16 protein-coding genes are annotated in these 20,141 nt (G+C 64.4%); 10 read left to right on the top strand and 6 right to left on the bottom strand.

Features of this window, described 5'->3' with window-relative positions; genetic code table 11:
- Positions 1-140: 140 nt before the first annotated feature.
- Positions 141-1,016, top strand: a complete 876-nt coding sequence (locus tag BM43_RS09550) for a dienelactone hydrolase family protein (protein WP_036055737.1) — start codon at positions 141-143, stop codon at positions 1,014-1,016.
- A gap of 15 nt (positions 1,017-1,031) precedes the next feature.
- Here the strand turns inward: BM43_RS09550 and BM43_RS09545 are convergent, their stop codons facing one another.
- Positions 1,032-1,901 (bottom strand): sulfurtransferase, encoded by an 870-nt coding sequence (locus tag BM43_RS09545; RefSeq protein WP_036055738.1) that lies wholly within the window; start codon positions 1,899-1,901, stop codon positions 1,032-1,034.
- 103 nt (positions 1,902-2,004) lie between these two features.
- Positions 2,005-3,111, bottom strand: a complete 1,107-nt coding sequence (locus BM43_RS09540; RefSeq protein ID WP_036055739.1) for an aromatic ring-hydroxylating oxygenase subunit alpha — start codon at positions 3,109-3,111, stop codon at positions 2,005-2,007.
- A 268-nt stretch (positions 3,112-3,379) separates the two neighbouring features.
- Between BM43_RS09540 and BM43_RS09535 the strand changes: the two genes are divergently transcribed.
- From BM43_RS09535 to folE2, 4 genes are all read left to right on the top strand, one after another.
- Positions 3,380-3,673, top strand: coding sequence for an exodeoxyribonuclease VII small subunit (locus tag BM43_RS09535; protein ID WP_025100639.1), 294 nt, complete (start codon positions 3,380-3,382; stop codon positions 3,671-3,673).
- Positions 3,670-4,554, top strand: a complete 885-nt coding sequence (locus BM43_RS09530) for a polyprenyl synthetase family protein (protein ID WP_013690891.1) — start codon at positions 3,670-3,672, stop codon at positions 4,552-4,554. Before BM43_RS09535 ends, BM43_RS09530 begins: the two co-directional genes overlap by 4 nt.
- Before the next feature lie 86 nt (positions 4,555-4,640).
- Complete coding sequence (gene dxs, locus BM43_RS09525; RefSeq protein ID WP_013690890.1) at positions 4,641-6,545, top strand: 1-deoxy-D-xylulose-5-phosphate synthase; 1,905 nt, start codon at positions 4,641-4,643, stop codon at positions 6,543-6,545.
- 163 nt (positions 6,546-6,708) lie between these two features.
- A complete protein-coding gene (gene folE2 / locus BM43_RS09520; RefSeq protein ID WP_036055740.1) occupies positions 6,709-7,515 on the top strand; it encodes a GTP cyclohydrolase FolE2 in 807 nt (268 codons plus the stop codon).
- A 109-nt stretch (positions 7,516-7,624) separates the two neighbouring features.
- Here folE2 and BM43_RS09515 read toward each other — a convergent pair whose 3' ends face one another.
- From BM43_RS09515 to tsaD, 4 genes are all read right to left on the bottom strand, one after another.
- The gene (locus tag BM43_RS09515) at positions 7,625-8,716 is read right to left on the bottom strand and encodes a DUF6708 domain-containing protein (RefSeq protein WP_036055741.1); all 1,092 of its coding nucleotides are present in this window, start codon (positions 8,714-8,716) and stop codon (positions 7,625-7,627) included.
- Positions 8,717-8,718: 2 nt separating this feature from the next.
- Complete coding sequence (locus tag BM43_RS09510; RefSeq protein ID WP_036055742.1) at positions 8,719-11,286, bottom strand: T6SS effector BTH_I2691 family protein; 2,568 nt, start codon at positions 11,284-11,286, stop codon at positions 8,719-8,721.
- A 43-nt stretch (positions 11,287-11,329) separates the two neighbouring features.
- Positions 11,330-12,187 (bottom strand): DUF4123 domain-containing protein, encoded by an 858-nt coding sequence (locus BM43_RS38555; protein WP_080742205.1) that lies wholly within the window; start codon positions 12,185-12,187, stop codon positions 11,330-11,332.
- Positions 12,188-12,382: 195 nt separating this feature from the next.
- Positions 12,383-13,423, bottom strand: coding sequence for a tRNA (adenosine(37)-N6)-threonylcarbamoyltransferase complex transferase subunit TsaD (gene tsaD / locus BM43_RS09500; protein ID WP_036055744.1), 1,041 nt, complete (start codon positions 13,421-13,423; stop codon positions 12,383-12,385).
- On the opposite strand from tsaD, the gene BM43_RS09495 reads away from it, so the two are divergent.
- The 5 genes from BM43_RS09495 to rpoD all read left to right on the top strand — a co-directional run bounded on the left by BM43_RS09495 (position 13,407) and on the right by rpoD (position 20,125).
- Entirely contained in the window at positions 13,407-14,750 is a 1,344-nt protein-coding gene (locus BM43_RS09495) for a BaiN/RdsA family NAD(P)/FAD-dependent oxidoreductase (RefSeq protein WP_330219051.1), read from the top strand. The two genes, tsaD and BM43_RS09495, sit on opposite strands and share 17 nt — an antisense overlap.
- Before the next feature lie 79 nt (positions 14,751-14,829).
- On the top strand, positions 14,830-15,042 hold the full coding sequence (gene rpsU, locus BM43_RS09490) for a 30S ribosomal protein S21 (RefSeq protein WP_006479415.1): 213 nt from the start codon (positions 14,830-14,832) through the stop codon (positions 15,040-15,042).
- Between the two features lie 188 nt (positions 15,043-15,230).
- Positions 15,231-15,677, top strand: a complete 447-nt coding sequence (locus BM43_RS09485) for a GatB/YqeY domain-containing protein (RefSeq protein ID WP_013690883.1) — start codon at positions 15,231-15,233, stop codon at positions 15,675-15,677.
- A gap of 52 nt (positions 15,678-15,729) precedes the next feature.
- Positions 15,730-17,610 (top strand): DNA primase, encoded by a 1,881-nt coding sequence (dnaG, locus tag BM43_RS09480; protein ID WP_036055746.1) that lies wholly within the window; start codon positions 15,730-15,732, stop codon positions 17,608-17,610.
- A 97-nt stretch (positions 17,611-17,707) separates the two neighbouring features.
- Entirely contained in the window at positions 17,708-20,125 is a 2,418-nt protein-coding gene (gene rpoD, locus BM43_RS09475) for an RNA polymerase sigma factor RpoD (protein ID WP_080742206.1), read from the top strand.
- Positions 20,126-20,141 lie beyond the last annotated feature (16 nt).

Raw genomic sequence — 20,141 nt, 5'->3', positions numbered from 1 at the left:
GGGGTCCGGATCGCCGGAACCCGTGGGCGGTGCGCCGGCCTTTTGCCGCGCGGCTCGCTCCACCGGCTTTCCTCGTTCGACTTTCCGGCGTTGCCGAGTGCCTCGGCGATGCCGTCGCGCTGAATTACAAGGAGCCCTCCATGTTGAAACCCGAAGTGGACAGCCTCGTTCCGCACGTTCCGTTCAATCGCCGCCGCTTCATGCAGGCGGCACTGGGCGGCTCGTTCGCCGCCGCCGTGCTGCCGGTCTCGGCGCAGACCATCACTACCGACAGCAACGGCCTCGACTGCGATACCGTCGAGATCCGCTCGGGCGATGCCAGCGTGCCCGCCTATCGCGCGCAGCCGGACGGCAAGAGCAACCTGCCGGTGATCCTGGTGATCCACGAGGTGTTCGGCGTGCATGCGCATATCGCCGACGTGTGCCGTCGCTTCGCCAAGCTCGGCTACCTGGCGATTGCCCCCGACCTGTATTCGCGGGAAGGCGATCCCTCGAAATACCCGACCATCCAGGGGCTCTACGAGGCGATCGTCAGCAAGGTGCCGGACCGGCAAGTCACCGAGGATCTCGACGCGACGGTGGCCTGGGCCGGCAAGAACGGCGGGGACCTGACGCGCCTGGGCGTGACCGGTTTCTGCTGGGGTGGGCGCCAGGCCTGGCTGTTCGCCGAACACAACCCGCACGTGCGCGCGGCGGTGGCCTGGTACGGCAAGGTGGTGGGCGATCGCAACGAGATGACGCCCTTCAATCCGATCGACCATGTGGCCGACCTGAAGGCGCCGGTGCTGGGCCTATATGGCGCGAAGGACGACAGCATCCCGCAGTCGACGCTCTCCGAGATGCGCGGCAAGCTGCTGGCGAGCAACCTGAAGGCCGCGCGCGACTCGGAGATCCTCGCTTATCCGGACGCGGGGCACGCCTTCTTCGCCGACTACCGGCCCAGCTACGTGAAGGCCGATGCCGATGACGGCTGGAAGCGCGCGCTCGCGTGGTTCCATCAGCACGGCGTTCTGTGACGCCGCGCGCGCGGATCAGGGGTTCGGGCCGGTCGCGACCGGCCGCGACGGGTCCGCGCTCCATTCGCTCCAGGAGCCCGCGTACAGCAGCGGGTTGTGGAGCCCGGCGATCTCCATCGCCAGCGCGTTGTGGCAGGCCGTGACGCCCGAGCCACATTGCAGGATCACGTTGTTGGCCGGCTGGTCGCCGATCACGCGGGTCCAGTCCTCGCGCAGTTCATGGCCGCTCTTGAAGCGGCCTTCCGCATTGAGGTTGTCCTTGAAGAAGCGATTGGCCGCGCCCGGGATGTGGCCGCCGACGGGATCGAGCGTTTCGTTTTCGCCGCGATAGCGATCGGGCGAGCGCGCGTCGACCACCAGCCGCGACTTCGAGGCGAGGTTCGCGACCACGGCCGCCGCGTCGATCACGGTGGCGAGCGGCGGCTGGGCGCGGAAGTCGCCGGCCTGGTCGGCCGGGGCCGCCTGCGTGAGCGGCTGGCCGGCGGCCTGCCAGGCCTGCAGCCCGCCGTCGAGCACGGCGACGGAATCATGGCCGAGCCAGCGCAGCAGCCACCAGAGCCGGGCCGCGTACATGCCGCCCTGGGCATCGTAGGCAACCACCTGCTGGTTCGCGCGCAGGCCCTTGGCGGCCAGCGTCGCCACCAGCGTGTCGCGCGAGGGCAGCGGGTGACGGCCGTTGCTGCCGGTCTTCGGGCCCGACAGGTCGCGATCGAGATGCAGGTAGCGGGCGCCGGGCAGGTGGCCTGCCGCATAGGCTTGCGAGCCGGAATCGGGATCGGCCAGGTCGAAGCGGCAATCGAACACTAAGACGCTGTCGGGCGCGGCGGCGAGGCGCTCGGCGAGATTGCCGGCGGAGATGAGGGTGGTGTAGTGAGTGTGGGGCATGATGGCTCCTCCGAGGAAAACGGCCGGATCCATCCAGTCTAAACAAAAAAAGACGGGCCACGGCCCGTCTTTTTCGTTTGGCATGCCGGCGCTGCTGGTTGCCTCAGAAGCTTCCCAGCTTGCGTCGCAGGAATTCGTGGAAGTGCTGCATGCCGTCTTCCATCGGGCTCTGGTACGGCCCGACCTGCGATTCGCCGCGCTCCATCAGCGCGCGGCGGCCGGCATCCATGCGCATCGCGATCTCGTCGTCCTCGACGGCGGTTTCCATGTAGGCGGCCCGCTCGGCCTCGACGAACTCGCGCTCGAACAGCGCGATCTCCTCGGGATAGTAGAACTCGACGATGTTGGTGGTCTTCTGCGGCCCGCGCGGGATCAGCCAGGACACCACCAGCACGTGCGGATACCACTCGATCATCAGGCCCGGGTAGTAGACCATCCAGATCGCGCCGAACTCGGGCGGCACGCCATCGCGGAAGCGCAGCACCTGTTCGTGCCATTTCTGGTACGTCGGGCTGCCCGGCTTGGCGAGCGCGTTGTGTATGCCGACCGTCTGCACGCTGTACCAGTCGCCGAACTCCCATTTGAGATCGTCGCAGGACACGAAGCTGCCGAGGCCTGGGTGGAACGGGACGACGTGGTAATCCTCGAGGTAGACCTCGATGAAGGTCTTCCAGTTGTAGTCGCACTCGTGTACCTCGACGTGATCGAACTGGTAGTCCGAGAAGTCGAAGTGATGGCGCGTGCCGAGGTTCGCGAGGTCCTGCGCGACGTTGCGGCCTTCGGCCTCGAACAGCAGCCCCTGCCAGTTCTGCAGCGGCGACTTGCCGAGGTTCAGGCAGGGCTTGTCGGGGAAATGCGGCGCCCCGAGCAGTTGCCCGTCGAGATCGTAGGTCCAGCGGTGCAGCGGGCACACGATGTTGTTCGCGTGGCCGCGGCCGTTCAGCATGATCGCCTGCCGATGGCGGCAGACGTTGGACAGCAGCTCGATGCGCGACTCCTGGTTGCGCACGAGCACGCGGCCTTCCTTCTCGGAAGGCAAGGCAAAATAGTCTCCCGCCTCGGGCACCATCAATTCGTGCCCGACGTAGCGAGGTCCTTTCTTGAATAGGGTTTCGACTTCGCGCTGGAGAAGCGCCTCATCGAAGTAAGCCGTGACTGGAAGCTGGCTGGATGCCGACTTCAACTGCAGCGCGTCGCTCAGATTGGACATTCCCACTCCCGGAAAGCGTGAAAGCAGTGAACAACCCAACCATCGAAAAATCGATTTAGGGGAACCGGCGATTATACCCGGAACTGTTTCCCGGGGGTAAGTTAAGTACCTGATTTGTGTCAAATTTCGTATCGCGGCCCGCAGCATCTTGTCCTGCCGGCAGAGCCGCGGCGAAGCCGGCGGGGGCGGATCGCTCACGTCGAGCCGTGCTGGATTCCGCTTTTGCCGTAGAATGTCCGACTTGTTTTTAAATTTGATACCTCGTCCCATGGCGAAAAACGCAACTCCGGGCGCTGCGGCGTCGGGTGCCGGCCCCGAATCGGTGCCGGCCTCCTACGAAACCGCGCTCGAGGAGCTCGAAACGCTTGTCGCACGGATGGAGGGCGGGACACTGAGCCTCGAGGATTCGCTCGCCGCCTATCGGCGCGGGGCGGTTCTTGTTGCGTTTTGCCAACAACAACTCGACAAGGTGGAGCAGCAGGTGCGTGTGCTCGACGGGGCCACGCTGAAGCCGCACGCCAACGGAGCGGGCGCCACGGACGGCGAAGACGACGATCTATGACATTCGAACAATGGATGCGCGCAGTGCTGGCGCGCGTCGAAGATGCGCTGGGCCACTACTTGCCGGCCGAGACGGTGGTGCCGGGCAAGCTGCACGAGGCGATGCGCTACGCGGTGATGGGCGGCGGCAAGCGGGTGCGCCCGCTGCTGTGCCACGCCGCGGGCGAGCTGACGGGGGCGACCGAGGCCGCGCGCAATGCCGCCTCGGCAGCGCTGGAGATGATCCACGTCTACTCGCTGGTGCATGACGACATGCCGTGCATGGACGACGACGCGCTGCGTCGCGGCAAGCCGACCGTCCACATCCAGTACGACGAGCCGACCGCGCTGCTGGTCGGCGACGCGCTGCAATCGCAGGCCTTCGTCGCGCTGACGGACGCGGCCGCGCTGACGGCTGTCCAGCAGGCCGCGCTGGTGCGCGAACTGGCGCTGGCGAGCGGTTCGGTCGGGATGGCCGGCGGCCAGGCGATCGACCTGGCCAGCGTGGGCCTGATGCTCACGCGCGAGCAGCTCGAGACGATGCATCGCAAGAAGACCGGCGCGCTGCTGCGCGCCGCGGTGCGCATGGGCGCGCTCGCCGGCGAGACGCCGTCGGACGACACCATGCGCGCGCTCGACGTCTATGCCGACGCGATCGGCCTGGCCTTCCAGGTAGTCGACGACATTCTCGACGTGACGACCGATTCCGCGACGCTCGGCAAGACGGCGGGCAAGGACGCGGCGGCCAACAAGCCGACCTACGTGTCGATCATCGGCCTCGATGCCTCGCGCGAGCTGGCCGCGCAACTGCGTGCCGACGCGCACGCGGCGCTGCAACCGTTCGGCGCGCGCGCCCAGCGTCTTGCCGAACTCGCCGACCTGGTGGTGAACCGGGTCAGCTGACGCGAAAGCCCGCCGCCGCGCTTCCGGTCGCCAGGAAGCGTGCATAAGGAGTGCGGGCGCGTTTGATTTCCTACAATGGAACGACGATGTACGACTTGCTGAAAACCATCGACGACCCTGCGGACCTGCGCCGCCTCGATCGTCGCCAACTGCAACCGCTCGCCGACGAGCTGCGTGCGTTCGTGCTCGACAGCGTGTCGAAGACGGGCGGCCATTTGTCGTCCAATCTCGGCACGGTCGAACTGACGCTTGCGCTGCATTACGTCTTCAATACGCCGAACGATCGCATCGTGTGGGACGTGGGTCACCAGACCTATCCGCACAAGATCCTGACGGGCCGCCGCGACCAGATGAGCTCGCTGCGCCAGTTCGACGGGATCTCGGGTTTCCCGCGTCGCTCGGAATCGGTCTACGACACCTTCGGCACCGCCCATTCGAGCACCTCGATCTCGGCCGCGCTCGGCATGGCGCTCGCCAGCCAGCTGAACGGCGACGACCGCTTCTCGATCGCCGTGATCGGTGACGGCGCGATGACGGCCGGCATGGCCTTCGAGGCGATGAACAACGCCGGCGTGTCCGAGGATGCCAAGCTGCTGGTGATCCTCAACGACAACGACATGTCGATCTCGCCGCCGGTCGGCGCGTTGAACCGCCACCTGGCGCGCCTGATGTCGGGCCGCTTCTACGCGGCCGCCCGCGCCGGCGTGGAGAAGGTGCTCAGCGTCGCGCCGCCGGTGCTCGAACTCGCGCGCAAGCTCGAGGAGCATGCCAAGGGCATGGTGGTGCCGGCCACGCTGTTCGAGGAATTCGGCTTCAACTACATCGGCCCGATCGACGGTCACGACCTCGACTCGCTGATCCCGACGCTGCAGAACATCAAGGAGCTGCGCGGTCCGCAGTTCCTGCACGTGGTTACCAAGAAAGGCCAGGGCTACAAGCTCGCCGAGGCCGATCCGGTGCTCTACCACGGCCCGGGCAAGTTCAATCCGGCCGAAGGCATCAAGCCCTCGACCACGCCCGCCAAGAAGACCTACACGCAGGTGTTCGGCGAATGGCTGTGCGACATGGCCGAGCTCGACGCACGCGTGGTCGGCATCACGCCGGCGATGCGCGAGGGCTCGGGCATGGTCGAGTTCGAGAAGCGCTTCAAGGATCGTTATTACGACGTCGGCATCGCCGAGCAGCACGCGGTGACCTTCGCCGGCGGCATGGCGACCGAGGGCCTCAAGCCGGTGGTCGCGATCTACTCGACCTTCCTGCAGCGCGCCTATGACCAGTTGATCCACGACGTGGCGCTGCAGAACCTGCCGGTGGTGTTCGCGATCGATCGCGCCGGCCTGGTCGGTGCCGACGGCGCGACTCACGCGGGCGCCTACGACCTGGCCTTCCTGCGCTGCATCCCGAACATGACGGTGATGGCTGCGTCGGACGAGGACGAATGCCGCCAGATGCTCTACACGGCGGTCCAGCAGCCGAACCCGACGGCCGTGCGCTACCCGCGCGGCGCCGGTGCCGGCGTGCCGACCGTGAAGGCGATGACGGCGATCCCGGTCGGCAAGGGCGAGGTGCGCCGCCGTTCGGCGCAGCCGGAAGGCAAGCGCGTCGCGATCCTGGCCTTCGGCACGATGGTCGCGCCGTCGCTGGCCGCCGCCGAGGAGCTCGACGCCACGGTCGCCAACATGCGCTTCGTGAAGCCGATCGACGCCGAGTTGGTGCGCGAACTCGCGCAGACGCACGACTACCTCGTCACGGTCGAGGAAGGCTGCATCCAGGGCGGCGCGGGTTCGGCTTGCGTGGAAGCCTTGATGGAAGGCGGGGTGATTCGTCCGGTGCTGCAGTTGGGCCTGCCCGACCGCTTCATCGATCACGGCGACCCGGCCAAGCTGCTGTCGCTGTGCGGCCTCGACGCCGCCGGCATCGCGAAGTCGATCCGCGAGCGCTTCCTCGACCAGGCCAACAGCGTCGCCGACCAGGCGAAGCGCGTGGCCTGAGGATCGCGGCGCCGCCCGGCCGGTTTGGCGGGCGGGCATCCCGTATCTCCGGAACGGAACACATGGGCCTGCGGGCCCATGTTGCTTTTCCGGCTCCCCGCTTGCGAGCGGAGGCGCGCGTGCCGCAAGCGGCGCGTCGCGCGACGACAAGGACTCGAACAAGATGAACCAGATGAATCCCGGCTTCGCGATGCCCGACGTGCAGAGCACGGTCGATACGCGGCAGATCCCGATCCAGCGCGTCGGCGTGAAGGCGGTCCGCCATCCGCTCACGGTGCGCACCGCAAGCGGCGAGATCCAGCCGAGCGTCGGCACCTGGAACCTCGACGTGCATCTGCCGGCCGAGCAGAAGGGCACCCACATGTCGCGCTTCGTCGCGCTGCTCGAGGACAACCGGGAGCCGCTCGGGCCCGAGGCGTTGCGGGGGCTGCTGGCATCGATGCTCGACAAGCTCGAGGCCGTGGCCGGGCGTATCGAGGTGACATTTCCGTATTTCGTCAGCAAGACCGCGCCGGTGTCGGGGGTGAAGAGCCTGCTCGATTACGAGGTGACGCTGGCCGGCGAGGTGCGCAATGGCGCGACGCGCCTGTTCTTGAAGGTGCTAGTGCCGGTGACGAGCCTGTGCCCGTGCTCGAAGAAGATCTCGCAGTACGGCGCGCATAACCAGCGCTCGCACGTGACGATCGACGCCGAGTTCGATGGCGAGGTGGCCGTCGAGGAGTTGATCGGGATTGCCGAGGAGGAGGCCTCCTGCGAGCTGTGGGGGCTGCTCAAGCGTCCCGACGAGAAGTTCGTCACCGAGCGCGCTTATGAGAATCCCAAGTTCGTCGAGGATCTGGTGCGTGATGTCGCGCAGCGGCTCAATGCCGACGAGCGGATTGTCGCTTATGTGCTGGAGGCGGAGAACTTCGAGTCGATTCACAATCACAGCGCGTATGCGTTGATCGAGCGCGACAAGCGGATCGGTTGACGACTGACGTCGGGCTGGGCGGACGGACAAAACCCCTCGTGACTTCCATCACGAGGGGTTTTGTTTTCCTTGGGGCGAGTAGGTGGCGCGTGTCGTGCGTGGTCGTCTTTCACCGCTTGCCTTGTGAGGTTCGGCGGGTGGCCGCGGCCGGATTTTCGATCCATGCAGCGGCGTTTTTTTGCTCGTTCATTTCCCCGTTCCAGTTTTTGACTTGGGCTTGGGGGTTGTCTGGATATTCACCGCGTTGCTGGGCCAGGATGGTGTCGCCCCAGCCGACAGGGGTACCCGGGCGAGGTTCGGCGTGGGGATCGTCGGCGGAAATGTTCGAGATGCGTTCGATCGTTTCAGGCCAGATGGGGGCGCGACAGGTTGCGTTTGCGAATACGCGCATGACCGTGAAGACGAGGATGAGCGGCATCATCAGCAGCCGGACGACGACCGGGGCGCGCAAGCCGAAGCTGTAAAGCGAGAACAGGAATGCCTCGCGTAGCGTTTCTTGCTGGGTATGGAACAACATCGGTTTGGGTAGATCTTCCGGTCCATCGTTCATGTAGGTGCACCAGTAGTTCCATTGGGCAAGAGCCATGTCGATTTGCGGGTAGCCGGTCCATTCCCTGCCGATCGAGAACACGCGTGCGACGTTGCCGTTGTCGTCGAGCGTGTAGTGTCGGATGTGGAAAATGGTGCCGAACGATGTGTGCTCCCGATGCAGGCAGAAGATCGATTCGGTCGACCAGGGGGCTTCCCAGACTATGTCGCCTTCGCCGGGTTTCGCGAAGTAACGTCGGGATCGGATTGCGTAGATTTTGCGATCTTGGCGATGGAATCGAACTGGCCTGTAGCGCAGGCTGAAAAATAGGACGTGGCCGAATTTCCAGGCAATGGTTGCAAACACCAAGGAAACGCCGGCGGAAAACATGTTTCCGATTAATCCTCCAGCGTAGGGATAGCGTACGTTGGTAAGCCAATAGGCATATGGGCCCAATCCAGTGGCAATGACGGACAAGGCAACTCCCGTAATAGACCACTGTTTGTCCAGGAATGATGGTTCAGTTGCATCCATGTGGTTTGAATTTATTCGAAACGTGGCGCCAAAATCCTGTAAGGATGGTCCGACGGGCTGATCAATGCTCAATCGGTGTGTTATGTCCCATTCTGGTATGGGTTTGCCGATACAGCTTTTCATCGCGAGTTCGTCCATTGCTACCCTTCTATTGAGAAATGAAAAGCTTTGATTTCATCGTCAAGCGATTGATAGTGGTTGTCCTTGCTGAACTTGCTTCTCGATATCCACTCCGCGATTGCTGATTGTCTGCAAATCGCGATTGCGATGCTGAGTAATATCGACGCGATGAATGTCGTCCAAAAAAGTGGGAGGCTGAAAAGCGGTGCGACGGAGATGTATGTTCCCAATGTTCCGCTCGAGAGATATAACCATCCTAGTTGGGAGTTGTTGTTGGTAAACGCCTCGGGCGCTTTGTTTAATGCGTCGTAAGTTGCAAAACATATGCCGCCGATAGCGCTGAGTCCTTGTCCGAACCGAATGCCGACTCCGGCCCATTCACTTGCTCTTGCCCACTGCTTCATAATGAACGTCGATAGCGGATGAGCAGGTGCTTTTATAATCGTTATCGAAGCCGTTTCGATAACCGTTCCAAGAATCGACACAACAGCGGCGGCAAGCTTCAATTCCGCTTCGTCGTGATTGAACTGATCACGCCCCTCCCATTCCTTGGTCGCGAAGCGCAGCGTCGCAAGCTGGAAAATCATCGTTACGATGCCGAGATTGAAATCCGTGGATGACCCCAGCCACCTCTTCGTCGCATCCACCCCAGGCACCCTGATCGCCTTGATCGCGCCGGCCTCGAGTTTCCCGTTCTTCACCAACGCATCGACGTCCATCTCGTAGGCGACGATATTCATATCCGTCGCGGGCGCCGCCCTCAGAACCTGCTTGCCGACCTGCGTGGCGGCTGCCCTTTGGCTGGTCCGATCGCCATCGAGCTTCACTTCCAGCGTCTTGACCTGTTCCAGCGTCCAATCACGTATCGCGAGCTTGCTGGCTTCCGATCGCTTGATCCGAACACCCGATTGCATCGCCAGGCGGATCGTGATGAAACCCACCGCGGAACTACGCGCCGCTTTCGTCAATACGTCCACGACCTGATTGGCCGTCGTGATCACGAGCCTGTCACGCAAGTTGTCGGCCTTGCTCAGATCCTTGATCTGATCGAAGGCCAGCTTGTAGATATTCAGGAAGTTTTCGTACGGAATATCCGAGGCATGGATATGCGCGTCAGCCGCCTTCATCAACTGCTCATGATTGAACATCAGGGCCCGCGCATACAGATTCCTGATATCCGAAGCCTGGCCGTTCAGCCAGTCGTCGAGCACCTTCTTGCAGGCTTCGGTACCTGCGGCGGCGCCGATCGCCTGCGCGCAGGATTCGCTGTAGGCATAACCGCTGCGCAAGTCCTTCACGTCATGGTTGCCTGCCATCCATTCGGCAAGCAGCAGCGATTTCAACCAATCGGCATGAGCCTGCACGAGGGCTTCCCATGTTGGCCTGAACGCGTCGAGCGCTTGCTGGTATTCCTGCGGGAAGCGCTTCAGCGCCTCCGTGTCGATCACGCTGACTCGCTTTCCGTCCGCACCAACCCTGGTCGAAGCCTCCTCCCAAGCCTCGTTGGCCGCATCCTCCTGGGTTGCGGGAATATCGCTCGCTTTCTTCGTTTCCTCTTTCACGGCCTTCTCGAGGCTTCCTGTCTTGATCCACCGGCGCAGCACATGAAAAGCTCCCATTGCATCCGCCGATACTGGGCGACCGATCTTCGTGTTGACGGCGTTGGCCTCCGCAATCGCTTTTGACACGCCATACGTCAAGCCGGCCGTAGCTCGCGCATTGGCGCGAATGCCGGCTTCCGCGCGCTCCAGAAGCCGTGCCGAGATGGATTTCCAGTAGATCTGTTCGTCGAAGCCGTTATGCAGGCTGGGAACCGTCAATTCCGCGAGATCGTTGGTAATGCCCACTGGATCATTGACCGCGACCACGAAACCTTTCTTGTTCGGTGATTCCGCCATCGCGTCGCCGATACGTTTGGCCACCTGGCTGCGGCGCGCGAGCGTCTCGTACTTGACAGGCTGATTGCTGAACAAGAAAGCCTCCGTCATCGCCTGGTCGTCCATCGCGAAATGCGCGATCTGCCGATGCGACGCTTGAAACTCTCCCGTGTCGCATGCATTGCCGGCGAGCATGGCCGGGATATCGATGCATTGCATGTGCTGCTTGCGCCACGCCTCGCTCTCGATCTTCTTGAAAACGAGCTCGCGTGTCCAACGCACGTTGGACCAGCCGATCCAGAGCCTGGTCGCCTCGTCGCTGCCCGGGGTATGCAGCACATCCACGCAACGCCCATACGATTCATAAGCCGTGTCGCTCGCCGGGCAAGCCTGTTCAATGAAGCGCTCGGGAGCATCGCCGGCCGGCGGCGCGATGCCGGGAGGGAAACGCCAGAGCATGCCGTTATCGATCACCATGTAGGCACGCAGGAGCTTGCGTTTCTCGTCGTAGGTGTAGAGGTAGCCGCCGCGCAATGCGCGCAAGGTGTATCGGGCGGAGGCGACGGATTGCGGCGCGCGATCGTCGATCCGGAAATTGCCGGACAAGGGCGGCGCCTTGTCCGCGCCACGCGGGCACGCGATTGCGTAGCGAACCGGATGGATCAGCAATGACTGGCGATCACACATTGGGCAAGCTTTGCGGGCTGGCATGAAAGGCATCCTCGGTAGCCGGCTGGAGCGCCGTGGTGCTGGATCAGGGAACAAGGAGCGCTTGTCGCAGGCGATGCAGCGCGTAATCGACAAGCGCATCGGGGCTCGTGATTCCCTGACGCACCGCTTCGCAAAACATCCGATCCAGGGTGCTGGGGAGATGTGCGAGGTGATCGATTGAAAAAGCGAGGCGCCGGCGCACGATTCGGTCGGCAAGATCGCTGCGGTCGATGCGAGGCCATTGGTCCGGGCGCGGCCACCCGGACGATGCGTCGACGGCGGCACGCCCGTTGTCGCTCGTCTCGACGCACCAGTAATGCCCCGCCCATGGAAACGTCCACGATGTCACCGGTCCGAGTAGCGCTTGTCGTTGCGAGGGATCCAGGACCGCGAGCGCCAGGCTCATCACGCGCGGATCGTAAAAGCGCCAGAAAACGTCCGCGCCTTCAGCGCCGGGGCCGACGAGATGGTTCGCAATGTGTTCCCTGATTGCATTGCCGCTTGCTTCGCTGTCGAGCCAGGCACAGATCACGGGGGCTCGTTCGACATGCCTCTCGGCAAGCAGATATCGGGTTGCCAGGGTTCTTGCCTGGTCGTCGAGGGCGGCTATATCGACCAGTTGCGGCATGCATTCTTCACGATGTGCCAGTACACGCGGCACGCAGGGCTGTCCGTCGAATTCGGAAAGCTCGGGGGTATCGATCCGAGTGACGGGATCGATCAACAGGAAGCCGTGAGGCAGGACGCTGCAACAATCGAACTTCAGTTCTCTTAAGTTTTGCGTGGAATGCGGCATGGCGATGATGGCTTTCCCTCGCGCCGAAAGTTCGGCAAGAACCACGGCGACGTCGTGAACTTGATGTGCGAGGGGAATATAGCCACGGAGAACGACGAAAACCATGCGGCCGATCGTATCGATCGGGCATGGAAATATCAGGTGGTTTTCGGGGCTATCAGGGAATCAAAATCGCCGGCATCTGAATAATCAGAATCCATCTGATGATGCGATCTCGTTCGCCGCTATTTTTTGAGTGGCGATAACGCGCTCGGTGCGCATCCGGCGCGCTGGAATCGGCGCCGAGTAGCGCCGCCAGGTTCAAGCCGCCAGCGAACCCAGGTCCCAGCGCGGCTTGACGGTAAAGGCGTAGTCGCGATTGGCCTGCTCGGGCCAGCGCGCGAGGCGCAGCGCGCCGGCCAGCGCGATCATCGCGCCGTTGTCGGTGCACAGCGCGAGATCGGGGTAATGCACCTCGAAACCGCGCTTCTTCGCGGCAGCCGACAGCGCCGCGCGCAGTTGCCGGTTCGCGCCTACGCCGCCGGCCACCACCAGGCGCTTGAGCCGGGTCTGCTTCAATGCCGCCAGCGATTTCGCGACCAGCACATCCACCGCCGCATCGACGAAACCGCGCGCCAGGTCGGCCTTGGCCGCCTCGAGCGCCTCGCCCGTCGCGCCGCCGGCCTCGATCTTCTTCATCTGCGTGAGCACCGCCGTCTTCAGGCCGCTGAAGCTGAAATCGAGATCGCCCGAATGCAGCATCGGCCGCGGCAGCGCGACCGCGCCGGGCGTGCCGCGCTCGGCCAGCTTCGACACCTCGGGGCCGCCCGGGTAACCGAGGCCGATCAGCTTGGCGGTCTTGTCGAAGGCTTCGCCGGCCGCGTCGTCGAGCGTTTCGCCGAGCGTCTCGTAGACGCCGACGTCGGTCACGCGCATCAGCTGCGTATGGCCGCCCGACACCAGCAGCGCGACGAACGGAAACGGCGGCGGCGCCTCGACCAGCAGCGGCGAGAGCAGGTGGCCTTCGAGATGATGGATGCCGACCGTGGGCTTGTCCCAGGCCATCGCCAGCGCGTTCGCGATGCTCGCGCCGACCAGCAGCGCGCCCGCGAGGCCGGGCCCTTGCGTGAAGGCGATCGCGTCGACTTGCTCGCGCGTCACGCCGCCCTCGGCGAACACCTGCTCGAGCAGCGGCAGCGCGCGGCGGATATGGTCGCGCGAGGCGAGTTCGGGTACCACGCCGCCGTATTCGCGGTGCATCGCGATCTGCGAGTGGAGCGCATGGGAGACGAGGCCGCGCTGCGTGTCGTAGAGCGCGAGGCCGGTTTCGTCGCACGAGCTTTCGATGCCGAGGACAAGCATGGTTGGTGGGGCGGCTGGACAGCCGGATCAGCATTGGCAACCGGGCAGTATAGCAGCGAGGGGCCGGTCGGCGCCGGGCGCGGCTTGCCGGGCGGTTACAATCCGCGCCATGGAAAATTTCGATATCGCCGTGATCGGCGCGGGGGCGGCCGGCATGATGAGCGCGGCCGTCGCCGGGCAACTGGGGCGCCGCGTGGTGCTGGTCGACCATTCGCCGCGCCTGGCCGAGAAGATCCGCATCTCCGGCGGCGGCCGCTGCAATTTCACCAATCTCAACACGGGGCCGGAGAACTACCTGTCGCAGAACCCGCGTTTCTGCCGATCGGCGCTGGCGCGCTACACGCCGCGCGATTTCCTGGCGCTGCTCACGCGCCACCGCATCACCTGGCACGAGAAGCACAAGGGCCAGTTGTTCTGCGATCAGCTCAGCGAGGGCATCATCGACGTGCTGCGTGCCGAATGCGACGCGGGGCGCATCGCTTGGCGGCGCCCCGTCTCGGTTGAGGCGGTGCGCCATGCCGACGACACCGGCTTCACGCTCGACACCAGCGCCGGCGCGATCAACGCGCGCACGCTGATCGTCGCCACGGGCGGCCTGTCGATCCCCAAGATCGGCGCCACCGATTTCGCCTACCGGCTGGCCAAGCAGTTCGGCCACAAGCTGATCGACACGCGCCCCGCGCTGGTGCCGCTGACGTTCGCCTCGGCCGACTGGGCGCCGTTCGCGGCGCTCTCGGGCCTGTCGCTGGAGGTGCGCGTGGCGACCGGCGGCAGGAAGGACGGCGCGGAATTCGTCGAGGACCTGCTGCTCACGCATCGCGGCCTGTCCGGCCCCGGCATCCTGCAGATCTCGAGCTACTGGAAGCCAGGCGAGCCGATCCACGTCGACCTGCTGCCGCGCGAGGACGCGAGCGAGGCGCTGCTGGCCGCCAAGTCCGGCTCGAAGCGGCAGGTCGGCGCGCTGCTGTCGGAATGGGTACCGGCGCGGCTGGCCCAGGCCTGGCTCGATACCCAGCGCGTCGCGGCCGACGCGCGCCTGGCCGACCTGCCTGACAAGACGCTGCGCCAGGTCGGCGGCGCGCTGTCGCGCTGGAGCCTGGTGCCCGACGGCACCGAGGGCTACAAGAAGGCCGAGGTGACCAAGGGCGGCGTCGATACGCGCGAGCTGTCCTCGTCGACGATGATGAGTGCGCGCGTTCCGGGACTATTTTTTATCGGCGAATCAGTCGACGTGACCGGCTGGCTCGGCGGCTACAACTTCCAGTGGGCCTGGGCCTCGGGCGTGGCGGCCGGGCAGGCGGCCGCGGAACTGGCTCGCGGCGCTTGACGTGCTAGTGCGTTTGTGCAACGCGTCTGCTATACTCGGAAACCTTTCTTCCGTGGTTTCCCTTTTTCAGTGACGGGTCATGACGATCATTCGCGTTAAAGAAAACGAGCCTTTCGAAGTCGCGATGCGCCGCTTCAAGCGGACGATCGAGAAGAACGGTCTGCTGACCGAACTTCGCGCCCGCGAGTTCTACGAAAAGCCGACGGCCGAGCGCAAGCGCAAGAAGGCAGCCGCGGTGAAGCGGCACTACAAGCGCATCCGCAGCCAGACGCTGCCGAAAAAGCTCTACTGAACGCGGGTCGTCACCCACCCCTCACATCTCAGGCGCCGCAGTTTGGCCAGGCGGCGCGCCGGTAGTCCCACGCAGCGGGCTGTCGATGCCGAATTCGAGCAAACCCGCTTGAGCAAGCTCTCAAGCGGGTTTTTGTGTTGATGCCCGGGCGCTCGGGCATTCCGTATTTTTTCTCTCCGGGTGAAGCAATGAGTTTGAAAGACCAGATCAGCGAAGACATGAAGGCCGCGATGCGCGCGAAGGACAGCGCGCGGCTCGCCACGATCCGCCTGCTGCTGGCCGCGATCAAGCAGCGCGAGGTGGACGAGCGCATCACGATCGACGACGCCGGCGTGGTGGCTGTGGTCGACAAGATGCTCAAGCAGCGCAAGGATTCGATCACCCAGTTCCAGGCCGCCGGCCGCGACGACCTGGTCGCGCAGGAGCAGTCGGAAGTGGCGGTGCTGGTTGCGTACATGCCGGCGCAGCTCTCGGAGGCCGAGGTGGCCGACGCGGTGCGGACCGCGATCGTCGAGGTGGGCGCGGCCGGCCCGCAGGACATGGGCAAGGTGATGGGCGTGCTGAAGGCCAAGCTGGCCGGCAAGGCCGACATGACGGCCGTGTCCGCGAGCGTCAAGGCCGCCCTGTCGAAGTGAGCGTCGGGCGGGCGCCTCGTGGCGTCCGCCGGTTCCTGTCCACGCCTGTATCGTGATTCCGAGTTCCTTTCTCCAGGATCTGCTGAACCGCGTCGATATCGTCGACGTGGTGGGCCGCTTCGTCCAGCTCAAGAAGGGCGGCGCCAATTTCATGGGGCTCTGCCCGTTCCACAACGAGAAGAGCCCGTCGTTCACCGTCAGCCCGACCAAGCAGTTCTATCACTGCTTTGGCTGCGGCGCCCACGGCACCGCGATCGGCTTCCTGATGGAGCATGCCGGGCTGAGCTTCCCCGAGGCCGTGCAGGAACTCGCGCAGTCGGTCGGCTTGACCGTCCCGCATGAGCCCTCGATGCGCGGCGGGGGCGGTGGCGGCTACGGCGGCGAGGGCAGCTCGCTGCCGGCCGCCTCGAAATCGGTCACCACCGCGTTGACCGACGTGATGCAGACGGCCAGCGACTATTACCGCAAGCAGTTGCGCGGCGCGACCAATGCGATCCAGTACCTGAAGAAGCGCGGCCTGACCGGCGAGATCGCGATGCGCTTCGGGCTCGGTTACGCGCCCGACGGCTGGCAGAACCTCGAGACAGCCTTCGAGGACTACCGCGCCGACACGCTGGTCGACGCGGGCCTGGTGATCGTCAGCGAGAAGACCGACGCGCAGGGCACCGCGCGCCGCTACGATCGCTTCCGCGAGCGGATCATGTTCCCGATCCGCAACGTGAAGGGCAACGTGATCGGCTTCGGCGGCCGCGTGCTCGACTCGGGCGAGCCGAAGTACCTCAACTCGCCCGAGACGCCGCTGTTCAACAAGGGCAGCGAGCTGTACGGGCTGTTCGAGGCGCGCCTCGCGATCCGCGACCAGAAGTACGCGCTGGTGGTGGAGGGCTACATGGACGTGGTGGCCCTCGCCCAGCTCGGTTTTCCGAACGCGGTGGCCACGCTCGGCACGGCCTGCACGCCGATCCACGTGCAGAAGCTGCTCCGGCAGACCGACACGGTGGTGTTCAGCTTCGACGGCGACGCGGCCGGCCGCCGCGCCGCCCGCCGCGCGCTCGAGGCCTGCCTGCCGCACGCGGCCGACAATCGCACGATCCGTTTCCTGTTCCTGCCGACCGAGCATGATCCCGACAGCTACGTGCGCGAATTCGGCGCCGAGGCGTTCTCGGACCAGGTGCGCCGCGCCATGCCGCTGTCGCAGTTCCTGCTCAACGAGGCGATCGCCGGCAAGGAGCTCGACCAGCCGGAAGGGCGCGCCAAGGCGCTGTTCGAGGCGAAGCCGCTGCTGCAGGCCTTGCCGGCCAATGCCTTGCGCGCGCAGATCATGCACATGTTCGCCGATCGCCTGAACATCCCGTTCGAGGAAGTGGCGGGGCTGAGCGACGTCGACGCGCGGATCGCCGCGCCGGCCCGCCAGGCGCCCGCGCGCGCCGACCGGCGCCGCGTGACCGACCACGAGAAACGCACGCTGCGCAACCTGGTGATGTACCCGCGCATCGTGGCCCTGCTCGACGAGGATGATGTTGCGACCCTACGCGGCTTGCCTAGAAATGGGGAGCTATTCGACGAGGTGTTGGCGATCTCGCGGGAGCTGGGCGATGCGGCCGAATTCCGGCTGTTGTCAGACGTTCTCCGCAATACGACGAACGCCGAAACCTACGACGAAATCTTCCGCGAAATTCTCGACTATGATGAAAACGTCCGGGAGCTGCTGCTGCAAAGCCCCGAGGACGAGGCCGGCCAGGAGGCCGTGCGCGAGCGCGAACGGATCGCGGGGGAGGAACTGAAGGCTGCCGTGCTGAAGATGCGCTACGACGCCTGCAACGACCGGCTTAACCAGTTGTCGCGCCAGTCGACGCATTCTCCAGAGGAATTGACCGAGCTGATGGCGCTCAATCGCGCACGCACGGACATGAAGGCAAAACTGGGACTGTAAACGAGGAACAACGGGGTAGGGCGAGAGGCCTACCCCAACGTGCTATAATACAAGGTTTTCAGCGGTTTGTTTTCTAAGCACAAAGGCGAGATTCGCAATGGCAAAGACGACAGGCGGGAAAAGATCAGTAGGCAAGGGCTCCGACGAGCCGACCGGCAAGGTCACGAAGGCCAGCACTGCATCTTCATCTTCCGCGAAGTCGTTGTCCGGCGCGTCGCCAGTTGGCAGGAAACGCACTGCTGCCGGCACCGCCAAGGCTGCGCCGGCACCGACGGTTCGCGCATCACGGGCCGTCGCGAAGTCCGAATCGCGTACGGCGGCCAAGCCGTCGGCGAAGCGGGCAAGTGCGAATAGCGCAAGGGCAGCGGCTGCCGCCGCGGACGAAACGGCAGTACGCACTACTCAAGCATCCACGGTTCAAGAGGCTGTTGTCCAGCAGCCGCGAGTCGATTTAGCCGGTACGGCGAACTCCATGACGAAAAAGCTGAACGAAGTATCCGTCGATGACGACGCAACCCAGAGCGACGAGCAGCCCGCCGCTGCAGCGGGCAAGGAAAAAACCAAGGCGCGGGATCGTCGCGCGAAGGAAAAGCTGCTGCTGAAGGAAGCGTTCGCGACGAGCCAGCCCGGCACGGCCGAGGAGCTCGAGGAGCGGCGCGTCAAGCTGCGTGCGCTCATCAAGCTGGGCAAGGATCGCGGCTTCCTGACGTACGCGGAAATCAACGATCACCTGCCCGACAACTTCACGGAAACGGAAGCGCTCGAAGGCATCATCGGCACGTTCAACGACATGGGCGTGGCGGTCTACGAGCAGGCGCCGGACGCCGAGACGCTGCTGTTGAACGACAACGCGCCCGCCGCGTCGTCGGACGACGAGGTCGAGGAGGAAGCCGAAGTCGCGTTGTCGACGGTCGATTCCGAATTCGGCCGCACCACCGATCCGGTCCGCATGTACATGCGCGAGATGGGCACGGTGGAGCTGCTCACGCGTGAAGGCGAAATCGAGATCGCGAAGCGCATCGAGGACGGCCTGCGCCACATGGTGATGGCCATCTCGGCATGCCCGACCACGATCGCCGACATCCTGGCGATGGCCGAGCGCGTCGCGAACGACGAAATCCGCATCGACGAGCTGGTCGACGGCCTGAACGATCCGAACGCCGAGGACGCCGACGGTTTCAACGCGAAGGAAGCGGAAGAAGCCGAGCAGGCGGACGAGGACGAAGAGGAAGCCGGCGAGGACGAAGAGGAAGAGGACGACGACGGTGCCGCGCAGGCCACCGCCAACGCCGCCCAGCTCGAAGCGCTCAAGCGCACCTCGCTCGAGAAGTTCGCCCTGATCAGCGAATGGTTCGACAAGATGCGTCGCGCTTTCGAGAAGGAAGGCTACAAGTCGAAGTCCTACCTGAAGGCGCAGGAAACGATCCAGAACGAGCTGATGTCGATCCGCTTCACGGCGCGTACCGTCGAGCGTCTGTGCGACACACTGCGTGCCCAGGTCGACGAGGTGCGTCAGGTCGAGCGCCAGATCCTGCACATCGTGGTCGACAAGTGCGGCATGCCGCGTTCGGAATTCATCTCGCGCTTCCCGGGCAGCGAAACGGATCTGGCCTGGGCCGAGAAGATCGCCACGGAAAGCCATTCGTACAGCGCCATCCTGCAGCGCAACGTGCCGGCGATCCACGAGCAGCAACAGCGCCTGCTGGATCTGCAGGCGCGCGTGGTGCTGCCGCTCAAGGACCTCAAGGAAACCAACCGCCAGATGGCGGCGGGCGAACTGAAGGCGCGCCAGGCCAAGCGTGAAATGACCGAGGCCAACCTGCGCCTGGTGATCTCGATCGCGAAGAAGTACACCAACCGCGGCCTGCAGTTCCTCGACCTGATCCAGGAAGGCAACATCGGCCTGATGAAGGCGGTGGACAAGTTCGAATACCGTCGCGGCTACAAGTTCTCGACCTACGCGACATGGTGGATCCGCCAGGCGATCACGCGTTCGATCGCGGACCAGGCACGTACCATCCGGATTCCGGTTCACATGATCGAGACGATCAACAAGATGAACCGGATCTCGCGCCAGATCCTGCAGGAAACCGGCCTCGAGCCGGATCCGGCAACCCTGGCCGAGAAGATGGAGATGCCGGAAGACAAGATCCGCAAGATCATGAAGATCGCGAAGGAACCGATCTCGATGGAAACGCCGATCGGCGACGACGACGATTCCCATCTCGGCGACTTCATCGAGGATTCGAACACGGTCGCCCCGGCCGACGCCGCGCTGCATGCCAGCATGCGCGACGTCGTCAAGGACGTACTCGATTCGCTGACGCCGCGCGAGGCCAAGGTGCTGCGGATGCGTTTCGGTATCGAGATGAGCACCGATCACACGCTGGAGGAAGTCGGCAAGCAGTTCGACGTCACGCGTGAGCGGATCCGCCAGATCGAGGCCAAGGCGCTGCGCAAGCTGCGTCACCCGAGCCGTTCGGACAAGCTGAAGTCGTTCCTGGAAGGGAACTGATCGGCGTCAAGCATGT

Origin of the sequence: Burkholderia gladioli, assembly GCF_000959725.1 — a bacterium.
GTDB lineage: Bacteria > Pseudomonadota > Gammaproteobacteria > Burkholderiales > Burkholderiaceae > Burkholderia > Burkholderia gladioli.
Note: the sequence above shows the minus strand (reverse complement) of the source record. Positions and strands in the feature narration are given on the sequence as shown.